Below are 12,609 nucleotides of genomic sequence, written 5' to 3' on the forward strand. Positions count from 1 at the left end.
ATCTCCGGCCTGCACTGCAGGCCGGAATGCATTGTTACACCGTCCGGCGGGCAAATTCTTTAACTTTGAAGCCCAGTACCGCCAGTGCAGCGAAGTACGCGGCAATCCCCGCCAGCACGACCGCCATTAAACGCAGTAAGCGCCAGGGCATGGTACCCAATGACCACTCCGGCATGATATGTAACATACCTAAAAGCACGCCAGACATCACCAGTACCGCCACCACCAGACGCAACAGAAACGCCATCCAGCCGGGTTGCGGAGTAAAGATTTTCTGCTTACGCAACTGCCAGTAAAGCAGCGAAGCATTCAGACACGCCGCCAGACCAATAGAAAGTGACAGCCCGGCATGTTTCAACGGACCAATAAACGCCAGGTTCATCAATTGCGTTAAAATCAGCGTAACGATGGCAATTTTCACTGGCGTTTTAATGTCCTGGCGGGAATAAAAGCCAGGAGCCAACACTTTCACTACAATCAGGCCAATCAAACCCACCGAGTAGGCAATTAACGCCCGCTGGGTCATCAGCGCATCAAACGCGGTAAATTTACCGTACTGGAACAGCGAAACGGTTAACGGACCTGAAAGAATGCCCAACGCAACCGCACTCGGCAGCGCCAACAGGAAACAAAGACGCAATCCCCAGTCCATCAAACGGTTGTATTCATCATGATTGCCACTGGCAAAACTTTTCGACAGCGACGGCAGCAAAATGGTGCCAAGCGCCACGCCCAGCACACCGGACGGAAACTCCATTAAGCGGTCGGCGTAATACATCCAAGACACCGAACCGGAAGCAAGAAACGAGGCAAAAATGGTGTTGATGATTAAGGAGATCTGGCTCACAGAGACGCCAAGGATCGCCGGTCCCATCTGTTTCACCACGCGCATTGCTCCGGCATCGTGGAAGTTAATGCGCGGCAGGACCAGCATGCCGATCTTCTTCAGGTGCGGTAGCTGATACACCAGCTGCAGGATGCCGCCGACCGTAACAGCCCACGCCAGCGCCAGCACCGGTGGGTTAAAGTACGGTGCGGCAAACAGCGCGAAACCAATCATGCTGATGTTAAGCAGTGTTGGAGCAAACGCCGGAATCGAGAAGCGGTTCCACGTATTCAGAATCGCTCCCACCAGCGACGCCAGGGAGATCAGCAAGATATAGGGAAAGGTAATCTTTAGTAGCTGGCTGGTCAGGGCAAATTTGTCAGCTGTGTCAGCGAAGCCTGGCGCGGTCACCATGATCACCCACGGTGCGGCGAGCATGCCAGCGACCGTCACAACCGCCAGCGCGAGTGTCAGCAGGCCAGAAACATAAGAGACAAAGACCCGCGTGGCGTCTTCACCCTGCTTACTTTTATATTCCGCCAGAATCGGTACAAATGCCTGGGAAAATGCCCCTTCGGCAAAGATACGGCGTAACAAGTTAGGAAGTTTAAAAGCGACGAAAAAGGCGTCGGTTGCCATCCCTGCGCCAAAGATTCTGGCGACAATTGCGTCTCGTGCGAAGCCAAGCACACGCGAAAACATGGTCATCGAGCTGACGGCGGCCAGCGATTTTAATAAATTCATCGGTGTTCTAATCCAGACCCACGGGCAAAACGCCTGCAAGGCAGGCGCTGAAAGAGGCGAATAGTCTACCTGGATTATGGTGAATTGCTACCGCCAGATGTTACAGGGTTTATTCACTCATCGCATCGCGCCAGATCTTGTCAACGATACGTTGCGCCAGCACTGCCTGTTCGCCGGCGGTTTGCGGAACTGTCTGATTTTGCACACATTCAATGAAGTGCCGCGCACAGCCGACAAATCCACGTTGCTCAAGAGTGCTCTGCCAACCAGGAATCGGTTTATGCACTACGCCCTGCCCGCGCTCCTCACGCCATTCGCGCATATCCGTAATGTCGATGAGCGCACCGTCAGTCACGGCCTGCACGGTTTCACGCTGACTTCCGGCACGGCGATGCATACAGGTGGTGATCTGCAAAGGACCGGCCGAAAAATGGTGCTCGGCAAACAGCATTTCGCCAGCGTCGTTAGTCAGTAGCGTACCGCCATCCAGAGAGGCTTTGCCGCCCGACAACCACAGCGCGGTATCCACCACATGCAGATAATCATCCAGCAACGTGAAATAAAGATCGTGTGGCCCGACACTATTGCTACGATGTTTATCCATTCTTAGCGAAGCTGCGGTAGCGAGTTGCGTTTTTAACTCACCGTAGAGTGGTGCGAAACGACGGTTAAAACCGACCATCAACGTCAGTTTTTTACGCGCCGCCAGTTCCACCAGCCGTTCAGCATCGCGCAGATTTTCTGCCAGCGGTTTATCGACACAGACATGTACACCCGCATTGAGTAACGTACTGACCACGTCAAAGTGGCTGGCGGTGCTGGAATGCACAAAAACCGCATCGCAACTGGCGGCAAGGCTGGATAACGAATCGGCATAAGGAATGCGCCAGCTTTCACAAATTAGCAGGGCTTTCGCGCGCGTAGGCGACCAGGCTCCTTGTAACATCCAGTCAGACGCTGCCGCCAGCACCGGTAACCACGCTTTTTGCGCAATGCCGCCTAATCCCACAACGCCGATACGTAATTTTTTCACTTTAATCTCCCAGATGGGCCAGCAACGAATCAAGACGCTGTTTCAGTTCTGCCACTTCGATTTCCAGGGCTTCGACGCGGGCCTGTAAATCACCATCAACCGCGTTCGACATATCCGTTACCGCCGGCTGATCCTTTACCTCACCACTGAAAAGATGCATGTAGCGGCTTTCGCGTTTACCCGGTTCGCGGGCCAGACGCACCACAAAAGGACCATCTTCGCGATTTGCCAGTTGTTCCAGCGTCGACTCCACTTCCGCCATATCGCTGAATTCATACATTCGCGCGGCGCGGCTGCGCAGTTCACCTGGCGTCTGGGCACCACGCAATAACAACGTGGTGATTAACGCCACTTCCGCTGCGCTCAGTTTCAGATCGCCAAATTCTGAATTACAAAAACGTTGCTCATATTTGGTGACCCGATTACCAAAACCGCTCACTGTGCGTAGATAATGACGTTTGACCAGATTATCCAGCTGTTCCTGCACTTCGGATTCACTCAGATTCATGACCGGTTCACGGTTCGTTTTCTGATTACAGGCCGTGACTACACCATTGACTGAGAGCGGGTATTGCTCCGGCGTGGTCACCTGCTTTTCCAGCAAGCAACCAATCACGCGAGCTTCAAGGGCAGTAAGTTGATATTTCATGAGATTCTCCTTAGCGGCCGGGCGTCCAGTCTGGGGTAGTTAATGCCGTCAGTACGTGATCGCGCCATTGTCCATCAATCAACAGATAGTCTTTCGCATAGCCTTCTTTTTCAAAACCCAGTCGCGCCAGTAAATCACCGCTGCGTTTATTGTGCGGCATATAATTAGCCATAATGCGATGAATATGTTGGGTGCGCTGCATATAACGAATGGCTGCGGTCAGGGCTTCAAACATGAGTCCTTTGCCCTGCCATTTTTGCCCAATCGAATAACCGAGATAGCAGGCATGAAAAGAGCCACGAACAACATTGGAAAAATTGGCAACGCCAATAATCTCTTTTTCGTCCGGGTCGAATAAGCCAAAGTAGAAAGCTGAACCTTGTTTATGAAATTCGTTAATCATCCCCAGCCTGGCCTGCCAGCCTGATGGATAACAGTGGCTTTCATCGCGCACTGGCTCCCAGGGCTTGAGGAAATGGCGATTCTCTGCGTAATAATCCGCAAGACGCCAGGCATCACGATCATGCACCAGACGCACGACCAGTCGGTCTGTGGTTAAGCGCACTTTTGGCACGTTACTGCGATAGCCAAACATTCTATACCTACTCCTTCCCGTAACGTCTTTAATACGCTGTAAGTATTACTATACCTGCGCAACCAGACCCTGTGAAAAGTCCAAAATGCCATTTTCTGCATTATTCACATATTTGATAAAAACTCTCTATCAAAGCGACGTTTTGATAAAAAAATATTGTCCCCTAAGTGATGGGAAAAGTCTTAGCGGCAATGCAGAATAGAAAGTGCTCATCTTTTATTTCCCGGGAGGGGAAATGTCCCGCGTATCGCAGGCGAGGAACCTGGGTAAATATTTCCTGCTCATCGATAATATGCTGGTCGTGCTGGGGTTCTTTGTTGTCTTCCCGCTGATCTCTATCCGCTTCGTTGATCAAATGGGCTGGGCCGCCGTCATGGTCGGTATTGCTCTCGGTCTACGCCAGTTTATTCAGCAAGGTCTGGGTATTTTCGGCGGCGCAATTGCCGACCGCTTTGGTGCCAAACCGATGATTGTTACCGGTATGCTGATGCGCGCCGCCGGATTCGCCACAATGGGTATCGCCCACGAACCGTGGCTATTGTGGTTTTCATGCCTGCTCTCGGGACTCGGCGGCACGTTGTTTGATCCGCCGCGTTCGGCGCTGGTGGTGAAACTAATCCGTCCACAACAACGTGGTCGTTTTTTCTCGCTGTTGATGATGCAGGACAGTGCAGGTGCGGTCATTGGCGCATTGTTGGGGAGCTGGCTGTTGCAATACGACTTTCGCCTGGTCTGCGCCACAGGGGCCGTTTTGTTTGTGCTGTGTGCGGCGTTCAATGCGTGGTTGTTACCGGCATGGAAACTCTCCACCGTACGCACGCCCGTTCGCGAAGGCATGACCCGCGTGATGCGTGACAAGCGTTTTGTCACCTATGTCCTGACGCTGGCGGGTTACTACATGCTGGCTGTACAAGTGATGCTGATGCTGCCAATTATGGTCAACGACGTGGCTGGCGCACCCTCTGCCGTTAAATGGATGTATGCCATTGAAGCGTGTCTGTCGTTAACGTTGCTCTACCCTATCGCCCGCTGGAGTGAAAAGCATTTTCGTCTGGAACACCGGTTGATGGCTGGGCTGTTGATAATGTCATTAAGCATGATGCCGGTGGGCATGGTCAGCGGCCTGCAACAACTTTTCACCCTGATTTGTCTGTTTTATATCGGGTCGATCATTGCCGAGCCTGCGCGTGAAACCTTAAGTGCTTCGCTGGCGGACGCAAGAGCTCGCGGCAGCTATATGGGGTTTAGCCGTCTGGGTCTGGCGATTGGCGGCGCTATTGGTTATATCGGTGGTGGCTGGCTGTTTGACCTGGGCAAATCGGCGCACCAGCCAGAGCTTCCGTGGATGATGCTGGGAATTATTGGCATCTTCACTTTCCTTGCGCTGGGTTGGCAGTTTAGTCAGAAACGCGCCGCGCGTCGTTTGCTTGAACGCGACGCCTGATTTGATACTCCCCCCTGACTCCTCCATACTGAAAGTGAACTGACAGCCAAATGGAGGAGTCACGTGAAGCTATACATTTACGATCACTGCCCTTACTGCCTCAAAGCCCGCATGATTTTCGGCCTGAAAAATATCCCCGTCGAATTACATGTTCTGCTCAACGACGACGCAGAAACACCCACCCGGATGGTCGGTCAAAAACAGGTTCCCATTCTGCAAAAAGATGACAGCCGCTATATGCCAGAAAGCATGGACATCGTTCACTATGTCGATAAACTCGACGGCAAACCGTTACTGACCGGCAAACGTTCCCCTGCCATTGAAGAGTGGCTGCGCAAGGTCAATGGCTACGCAAACAAACTGCTGTTGCCGCGTTTTGCCAAATCGGCATTCGATGAGTTTTCTACTCCCGCCGCGCGCAAATATTTCGTCGACAAGAAAGAGGCCAGCGCGGGTAATTTTGCCGACCTGCTGGCCCACTCTGACGGTCTGATTAAGAATATCAGCGATGATTTACGTGCGCTGGACAAACTGATCGTCAAACCGAACGCCGTGAATGGCGAACTTTCGGAAGATGATATTCAGCTATTTCCGCTACTGCGTAATCTGACGCTGGTAGCCGGAATCAACTGGCCAAGCCGCGTTGCTGATTACCGCGATAATATGGCGAAACAGACACAAATCAATTTGTTATCATCAATGGCGATTTAATCCTGACCCGCCGCGGCAGCCTGTATTCGCGGGTTGCCGCCGTTTTCAGTTTTTTCTGCTGGCGAGTTTATCGCTGGTGACACATGCTGCGTTGTGTCAGGATATTGACGCAGATTTCATGTCGAGGACTACCATGAACAAGTTTTTATTTGCCGCTGCATTGATCGTCAGTGGCCTGCTCGTTGGCTGTAATCAACTCACCCAATACACCATCACCGAACAAGAAATTAACCAGTCGCTTGCGAAACATAATAATTTCTCAAAAGATATCGGTTTACCCGGCGTGGCTGACGCCCATATTGTTCTGACAAACTTGACCAGCCAAATTGGTCGCGAAGAGCCGAATAAGGTTACCCTAACCGGAGACGCCAATCTGGACATGAACTCCCTGTTCGGTAGTCAGAAAGCGACCATGAAACTGAAGCTGAAAGCGCTGCCCGTGTTTGATAAAGAAAAAGGTGCGATCTTCCTGAAAGAGATGGAAGTGGTCGATGCGACGGTACAACCGGAAAAAATGCAAACGGTGATGCAAACGTTGCTTCCCTATTTGAACCAGGCATTACGCAATTACTTTAACCAGCAACCTGCTTACGTCCTGCGCGAAGATGGCAGTCAGGGCGAAGCAATGGCGAAAAAACTGGCGAAAGGCATTGAAGTGAAGCCAGGCGAAATTGTCATTCCGTTTACGGATTAATGACGAGGGCGCATTCGCGCCCTTTATTTTTCGTGCAAAGGAAAACGTTTCCGCTTATCCTTTGTGTCCGGCAAAAACATCCCTTCAGCCGGAGCATAGAGATTAATGACTGCACCATCCCAGGTATTAAAGATCCGCCGCCCAGACGACTGGCACCTTCACCTCCGCGATGGCGACATGTTAAAAACTGTCGTGCCGTATACCAGCGAAATTTATGGACGGGCTATCGTAATGCCCAATCTGGCTCCGCCCGTGACCACAGTTGAGGCTGCCGTGGCGTATCGCCAACGTATTCTTGATGCCGTACCTGCCGGGCACAATTTCACCCCATTGATGACCTGTTATTTAACAGATTCGCTGGATCCTAATGAGCTGGAGCGCGGATTTAACGAAGGCGTGTTCACCGCTGCAAAACTTTATCCGGCAAACGCAACCACTAACTCCAGCCACGGCGTGACGTCAATTGACGCAATCATGCCGGTACTTGAGCGCATGGAAAAAATCGGTATGCCGCTACTGGTGCATGGTGAAGTGACACATGCAGATATCGACATTTTTGATCGTGAAGCGCGCTTTATAGAAAGCGTGATGGAACCTCTGCGCCAGCGCCTGACTGCGCTGAAAGTCGTTTTTGAGCACATCACCACCAAAGATGCTGCCGACTATGTCCGTGACGGAAATGAACGGCTGGCTGCCACCATCACTCCGCAGCATCTGATGTTTAACCGCAACCATATGCTGGTTGGTGGCGTGCGTCCGCACCTGTATTGTTTACCCATCCTCAAACGCAATATTCACCAACAGGCATTGCGTGAACTGGTCGCCAGCGGTTTTAATCGAGTATTCCTCGGTACGGATTCTGCGCCACATGCACGTCATCGCAAAGAGAGCAGTTGCGGCTGCGCGGGCTGCTTCAACGCCCCAACCGCGCTGGGCAGTTACGCTACCGTCTTTGAAGAGATGAATGCTCTGCAGCACTTTGAAGCATTCTGTTCTGTAAACGGCCCGCAGTTCTATGGCTTGCCGGTCAACGACACATTCATCGAACTGGTACGTGAAGAGCAACAGGTTGCTGAAAGCATCGCACTGACTGATGACACCCTGGTGCCATTCCTCGCCGGGGAAACGGTACGCTGGTCCGTTAAACAATAAAAATCGTAGCTTCCTGTTGTCATTAGGTTATTTTACCTGTATAAATAACCAGTATATTCAACAGGGGGCTATTATGCGAATTGAAGTCACCATAGCGAAAACTTCTCCATTGCCAGCTGGGGCTATTGACGCCCTGGCTGGCGAACTTTCCCGCCGTATTCAGTATGCGTTTCCTGATAATGAAGGCCACGTATCGGTACGTTATGCCGCAGCGAATAATTTATCGGTTATTGGCGCAACAAAAGAAGATAAACAGCGCATTAGCGAAATTCTCCAGGAAACGTGGGAAAGCGCCGATGACTGGTTTGTCAGCGAATAATATGCAGTGATTTTTGTTTTTGCCGGGTCGCCCCGGCTTTTTTATTTTACTTACAAATTTTGAGTACAAAATTTCTACACTTCCTCAAAATAATTGCACAATATGCTAAAAAAATATGAATGACATGCTGTTTTATTGTTCATATAAATCTTAAAAGCAGAAATTTATCTGTTCCCCCCTTTAAAAATTCGGTGAATACCCTTACTTATTGGTATACTGAAGTTGCTTCAGATAAAAACGCATTGAACCTCGAATAACGTTGTCTAGTAACACGAATTAGGGGGCCATGATGGAAAAAAATAATGAAGTCATTCAGACTCATCCGCTCGTAGGGTGGGACATCAGCACCGTTGATAGCTATGATGCGCTGATGTTGCGTTTGCACTACCAGACCCCAAATAAGTCCGAGCAGGAAGGGACTGAAGTTGGTCAGACGCTCTGGTTAACCACTGATGTTGCCAGACAATTTATTTCGATATTAGAAGCAGGAATCGCCAAAATTGAATCCGGTGATTTCCCGGTAAACGAGTATCGGCGTCATTAACATGACATGACCATCCACCCAAAAGGCACCTCACCGGTGCCTTTACCATTTCTGGGTTGTATATCTGCATTCAGTTAATTACTCTGCTTAAACCATGAGAGCAGAGAGAAAAAAATGAAATACGATCTCATCATTATTGGCAGCGGTTCCGTAGGCGCTGCCGCCGGGTATTATGCAACCCGCGCCGGTTTAAACGTGCTAATGACCGACGCCCATATGCCACCGCATCAACACGGCAGCCACCACGGCGATACGCGATTAATTCGCCATGCTTATGGTGAAGGCGAAAAGTATGTCCCGTTGGTCCTCCGCGCGCAAACGCTGTGGGATGAACTTTCCCGCCACAACGAAGATGATCCCATTTTTGTACGCTCTGGTGTCATTAACCTCGGCCCGGCTGACTCCGCATTTCTCGCCAACGTCGCCCACAGCGCCGAACAGTGGCAACTCAACGTTGAAAAGCTCGATGCGCAAGGGATTATGGCCCGCTGGCCAGAAATACGCGTCCCGGACAACTACATCGGCTTATTTGAGACTGATTCCGGTTTTTTGCGCAGCGAACTGGCGATTAAAACCTGGATCCAACTGGCGAAGGAAGCGGGCTGTGCGCAACTGTTCAACTGCCCGGTCACCGCAATTCGTCATGACGATGATGGCGTAACTATTGAAACCGTTGACGGTGAGTATCAGGCGAAAAAAGCGATTGTCTGCGCGGGAACATGGGTAAAAGACCTGCTCCCGGAGCTGCCTGTCCAGCCCGTACGTAAAGTATTTGCCTGGTATCAGGCCGATGGCCGCTATAGCGTGAAGAATAAATTCCCGGCGTTTACCGGTGAACTGCCCAATGGCGATCAATATTATGGTTTTCCGGCAGAAAACGACGCGTTGAAGATTGGCAAACATAACGGAGGCCAGGTTATCCATTCAGCGGATGAACGTGTTCCGTTTGCGGAAGTGGTCAGCGATGGTTCGGAAGCCTTCCCGTTCTTGCGCAATGTATTGCCGGGTATCGGTTGCTGCCTGTACGGCGCTGCCTGCACCTATGATAATTCGCCTGACGAAGATTTTATTATCGATACCCTACCCGGCCACGATAATACACTGCTCATTACCGGCCTGAGTGGGCACGGTTTTAAATTTGCGTCAGTTTTAGGGGAAATAGCTGCCGATTTTGCGCAAGACAAAAAAAGCGATTTTGATTTGACGCCATTCAGGCTTTCCCGCTTCCAATAATCATCATTACGGCCTCCAGAATGAGGCCGTTTTTACAGGAGTATTTAATGCGTCGGCTGTTGCACTATCTCATCAATAATATTCGCGAGCATCTGATGCTTTATCTTTTTCTCTGGGGATTGTTGGCAATTATGGATCTGATCTATGTGTTTTATTTTTAGTTTTCCGCACTGACATAAACTGACAAATATTTAATCTCCCTTTCATTTAGCGTGAAAAATTGAATGAGATTATTCCTGCTTCTACAGCACTCACCAGACATCTCTGATGCTGAACCCACTAAACTTATGAAGATTCTTTCATTATTAATTCAAAATTATTGAAATAAAAATAAATATCATTCAATTTGGTATTTTTGTGTTGCAATTCATTCTCCGACACGCCATTTTCTTTCTCTCGCAAATTCGTTTTGGATGCACTTATGTCATTCACAAATACCCCTGAACGCTATGGTGTTATATCTGCGGCCTTCCATTGGCTAAGCGCAATTATTGTCTACGGCATGTTTGCTTTAGGTCTGTGGATGGTCACGCTCAGTTATTACGATGGCTGGTATCACAAAGCACCCGAACTGCATAAAAGCATCGGTATTTTGTTAATGATGGGGCTGGTTATTCGCGTTCTGTGGCGTGTCATATCTCCACCGCCGGGTCCGCTGCCGAGTTATTCGCCCATGACTCGTCTTGCCGCAAAAGCTGGACATCTCGCATTGTACCTATTGCTGTTCGCCATCGGCATCAGCGGCTATCTGATCTCAACTGCCGATGGTAAACCGATCAGCGTTTTTGGCTGGTTTGACGTCCCCGCGACCCTTGCCGACGCTGGCGCACAGGCAGACTTTGCCGGTGCCCTGCATTTTTGGCTCGCGTGGAGCGTCGTAGTACTGTCCGTTATGCACGGATTTATGGCCCTGAAGCATCATTTCATCGATAAAGACGACACTCTGAAGCGCATGCTGGGAAAGTCGTCATCTGACTATGGAGTATAAAAAATGAAAAAAAGCCTGCTTGGTTTAACCTTCGCGTCCCTGATGTTCTCTGCCGGTTCAGCGGTTGCCGCCGATTACAAAATTGACAAAGAAGGTCAGCACGCCTTTGTTAATTTCCGCATCCAGCACCTTGGCTATAGCTGGTTATACGGCACCTTTAAAGATTTCGACGGTACTTTTACCTTTGACGAAAAAAATCCGGCTGCCGATAAAGTGAATGTGACAATTAACACCACCAGCGTCGATACTAATCACGCCGAACGCGATAAACATCTTCGCAGTGCAGATTTCCTCAATACCGCAAAATATCCACAGGCAACATTCACCTCCACCAGCGTGAAGAAAGACGGTGACGAACTGGATATTACCGGCGATCTGACGCTGAATGGCGTAACCAAACCCGTCACGCTGGAAGCGAAATTAATTGGTCAGGGCGACGACCCATGGGGTGGTAAACGTGCAGGCTTCGAGGCCGAAGGCAAAATTAAGCTCAAGGACTTCAATATCAAGACAGATTTAGGTCCAGCTTCTCAGGAAGTGGATCTGATTATTTCAGTGGAAGGCGTACAGCAGAAGTAAGCGTGAAATGTTGCCGGATGGCACGCATCCGGCAATGATATTTATTCTGTTGGATCAGGAATGCCCAGTGTTGTATTCAGACGTCCACGAGACTTATTAAAGATCTTATTGCCATTTTCACGTCCTGCCCGACGGCGTCGCTGTTCTTCTGGCGGTAACGCGCTTTCTTCGCAGCAAATCTCACTACAACAACCTTTGTATTTTTCCGCGCATACTGGACACTGAATAAACAGCAGGTGGCAGCCATCATTTTTACAGTTGGTATGGCTGTCGCACGGCGCGCCGCACTGGTGGCAATGCGCGATAATCTCATCCGATATACGTTCGCCCATCCGCTCGTCAAAAACAAAATTTTTGCCAATAAAACGCACCGGCAAGCCCTGCTCGCGCGCCTTACGGGCGTATTCAATAATTCCGCCCTCGATATGCCAGACTTTGTTGAATCCGTTATGTTTCATCCAGGCACTGGCCTTTTCACAACGAATGCCGCCGGTGCAGTACATGACGATTTTTTTATCTTTATGTGCCTGCATCATCTCGACTGCTTTTGGCAGCTGCTCACGGAAGGTATCTGCCGGAATTTCGAGCGCGTTTTCAAAGTGCCCCACTTCATACTCATAGTGGTTACGCATGTCGATAAATAGTACATCGGGATCGTCAAGCATGGCGTTCACTTCCGCCGCTTGCAGATACTCACCAACATTGCTGGCATCAAAGTGAGGATCGTCAATACCGTCGGCAACAATGCGATCGCGTACCTTCATGCGCAGTACCCAGAAGGATTTCCCGTCATCATCCAACGCGATATTCAGGCGTAAACCCTCTAAAGCCGGGTCGAAGGCATAGAGCTGCGCGCGAAATGTTTCAACATTGCTCGCAGGTACGCTGATTTGCGCGTTAATGCCCTCATGCGCCAGATACACTCGCCCAAAAACATTCAGCGCGGTAAACAGCTGATATAAAGCGTCACGGGTCGCCTTAGGATCGGCGATGTGGAAATACTTGTAAAACGAAATGGTGGTTCGCGGTTCGCTCTCAGCCAACATTTTGGCTTTTAGCGCGTCGTTGGAAATGCGGTTGTGTAACACTGGCATGGTG

Annotated in this window: 15 protein-coding genes; 10 read left to right on the forward strand and 5 right to left on the reverse strand. The window is 50.2% G+C overall.

Translation table 11 applies throughout. From position 1 onward, the window contains the following. Positions 1–34 precede the first annotated feature (34 nt). The 4 genes from murJ to rimJ form a co-directional block, all read right to left on the reverse strand. Complete coding sequence (murJ, locus tag FTE26_RS19015; RefSeq protein ID WP_001050672.1) at positions 35–1,570, reverse strand: murein biosynthesis integral membrane protein MurJ; 1,536 nt, start codon at positions 1,568–1,570, stop codon at positions 35–37. 109 nt (positions 1,571–1,679) lie between these two features. Continuing rightward, entirely contained in the window at positions 1,680–2,603 is a 924-nt protein-coding gene (locus FTE26_RS19020; protein ID WP_000736116.1) for a Gfo/Idh/MocA family protein, read from the reverse strand. Between the two features lies 1 nt (position 2,604). Further along, complete coding sequence (locus FTE26_RS19025) at positions 2,605–3,252, reverse strand: YceH family protein (protein WP_000877124.1); 648 nt, start codon at positions 3,250–3,252, stop codon at positions 2,605–2,607. Positions 3,253–3,262: 10 nt separating this feature from the next. After that, positions 3,263–3,847, reverse strand: coding sequence for a ribosomal protein S5-alanine N-acetyltransferase (rimJ, locus tag FTE26_RS19030; RefSeq protein ID WP_000468186.1), 585 nt, complete (start codon positions 3,845–3,847; stop codon positions 3,263–3,265). Between the two features lie 235 nt (positions 3,848–4,082). On the opposite strand from rimJ, the gene mdtH reads away from it, so the two are divergent. The 10 genes from mdtH to FTE26_RS19080 all read left to right on the forward strand — a co-directional run bounded on the left by mdtH (position 4,083) and on the right by FTE26_RS19080 (position 11,511). Continuing rightward, positions 4,083–5,291, forward strand: a complete 1,209-nt coding sequence (gene mdtH, locus FTE26_RS19035; RefSeq protein WP_000092206.1) for a multidrug efflux MFS transporter MdtH — start codon at positions 4,083–4,085, stop codon at positions 5,289–5,291. Positions 5,292–5,354: 63 nt separating this feature from the next. Then, a complete protein-coding gene (gene grxB / locus FTE26_RS19040) occupies positions 5,355–6,002 on the forward strand; it encodes a glutaredoxin 2 (protein ID WP_000780912.1) in 648 nt (215 codons plus the stop codon). Positions 6,003–6,135: 133 nt separating this feature from the next. Next, positions 6,136–6,696, forward strand: coding sequence for a lipoprotein (locus FTE26_RS19045; protein WP_001295443.1), 561 nt, complete (start codon positions 6,136–6,138; stop codon positions 6,694–6,696). Positions 6,697–6,801: 105 nt separating this feature from the next. After that, positions 6,802–7,848 (forward strand): dihydroorotase, encoded by a 1,047-nt coding sequence (pyrC, locus tag FTE26_RS19050; protein WP_000126556.1) that lies wholly within the window; start codon positions 6,802–6,804, stop codon positions 7,846–7,848. Positions 7,849–7,921: 73 nt separating this feature from the next. Further along, entirely contained in the window at positions 7,922–8,167 is a 246-nt protein-coding gene (gene dinI, locus FTE26_RS19055; protein WP_001217754.1) for a DNA damage-inducible protein I, read from the forward strand. 289 nt (positions 8,168–8,456) lie between these two features. Further along, positions 8,457–8,711 carry a biofilm formation regulator BssS gene (gene bssS / locus FTE26_RS19060; protein WP_000414437.1) on the forward strand — a complete coding sequence of 85 codons (255 nt, stop codon included), beginning with the start codon at positions 8,457–8,459 and terminating at the stop codon, positions 8,709–8,711. Between the two features lie 114 nt (positions 8,712–8,825). Next, positions 8,826–9,944 (forward strand): N-methyl-L-tryptophan oxidase, encoded by a 1,119-nt coding sequence (gene solA, locus FTE26_RS19065; RefSeq protein WP_000872815.1) that lies wholly within the window; start codon positions 8,826–8,828, stop codon positions 9,942–9,944. 47 nt (positions 9,945–9,991) lie between these two features. Further along, positions 9,992–10,105 carry a YceO family protein gene (locus FTE26_RS19070; RefSeq protein WP_001253418.1) on the forward strand — a complete coding sequence of 38 codons (114 nt, stop codon included), beginning with the start codon at positions 9,992–9,994 and terminating at the stop codon, positions 10,103–10,105. 260 nt (positions 10,106–10,365) lie between these two features. Then, positions 10,366–10,932, forward strand: a complete 567-nt coding sequence (locus tag FTE26_RS19075) for a cytochrome b (protein ID WP_000011108.1) — start codon at positions 10,366–10,368, stop codon at positions 10,930–10,932. A 3-nt stretch (positions 10,933–10,935) separates the two neighbouring features. Next, positions 10,936–11,511: a YceI family protein gene (locus FTE26_RS19080; RefSeq protein ID WP_000749261.1), complete on the forward strand. Its 576-nt coding sequence runs from the start codon at positions 10,936–10,938 to the stop codon at positions 11,509–11,511. 41 nt (positions 11,512–11,552) lie between these two features. Here FTE26_RS19080 and trhO read toward each other — a convergent pair whose 3' ends face one another. After that, a complete protein-coding gene (trhO, locus tag FTE26_RS19085; RefSeq protein WP_001347885.1) occupies positions 11,553–12,605 on the reverse strand; it encodes an oxygen-dependent tRNA uridine(34) hydroxylase TrhO in 1,053 nt (350 codons plus the stop codon). Positions 12,606–12,609: the final 4 nt, after the last annotated feature.

Source organism: Escherichia sp. S10b (genome assembly GCF_028421345.1).
Classification (GTDB): domain Bacteria; phylum Pseudomonadota; class Gammaproteobacteria; order Enterobacterales; family Enterobacteriaceae; genus ECMA0423.

What these genes read in the sequence shown, in the direction of transcription:
- murJ (WP_001050672.1), bottom strand. Translation starts at nt 1,570, where the DNA reads ATGAATTTATTAAAATCGCTGGCCGCCGTCAGCTCGATGACCATGTTT.
- FTE26_RS19025 (WP_000877124.1), bottom strand. Translation starts at nt 3,252, where the DNA reads ATGAAATATCAACTTACTGCCCTTGAAGCTCGCGTGATTGGTTGCTTG.
- rimJ (WP_000468186.1), bottom strand. Translation starts at nt 3,847, where the DNA reads ATGTTTGGCTATCGCAGTAACGTGCCAAAAGTGCGCTTAACCACAGAC.
- mdtH (WP_000092206.1), top strand. Translation starts at nt 4,083, where the DNA reads ATGTCCCGCGTATCGCAGGCGAGGAACCTGGGTAAATATTTCCTGCTC.
- FTE26_RS19045 (WP_001295443.1), top strand. Translation starts at nt 6,136, where the DNA reads ATGAACAAGTTTTTATTTGCCGCTGCATTGATCGTCAGTGGCCTGCTC.
- pyrC (WP_000126556.1), top strand. Translation starts at nt 6,802, where the DNA reads ATGACTGCACCATCCCAGGTATTAAAGATCCGCCGCCCAGACGACTGG.
- dinI (WP_001217754.1), top strand. Translation starts at nt 7,922, where the DNA reads ATGCGAATTGAAGTCACCATAGCGAAAACTTCTCCATTGCCAGCTGGG.
- bssS (WP_000414437.1), top strand. Translation starts at nt 8,457, where the DNA reads ATGGAAAAAAATAATGAAGTCATTCAGACTCATCCGCTCGTAGGGTGG.
- solA (WP_000872815.1), top strand. Translation starts at nt 8,826, where the DNA reads ATGAAATACGATCTCATCATTATTGGCAGCGGTTCCGTAGGCGCTGCC.
- FTE26_RS19070 (WP_001253418.1), top strand. Translation starts at nt 9,992, where the DNA reads ATGCGTCGGCTGTTGCACTATCTCATCAATAATATTCGCGAGCATCTG.
- FTE26_RS19075 (WP_000011108.1), top strand. Translation starts at nt 10,366, where the DNA reads ATGTCATTCACAAATACCCCTGAACGCTATGGTGTTATATCTGCGGCC.
- FTE26_RS19080 (WP_000749261.1), top strand. Translation starts at nt 10,936, where the DNA reads ATGAAAAAAAGCCTGCTTGGTTTAACCTTCGCGTCCCTGATGTTCTCT.
- trhO (WP_001347885.1), bottom strand. Translation starts at nt 12,605, where the DNA reads ATGCCAGTGTTACACAACCGCATTTCCAACGACGCGCTAAAAGCCAAA.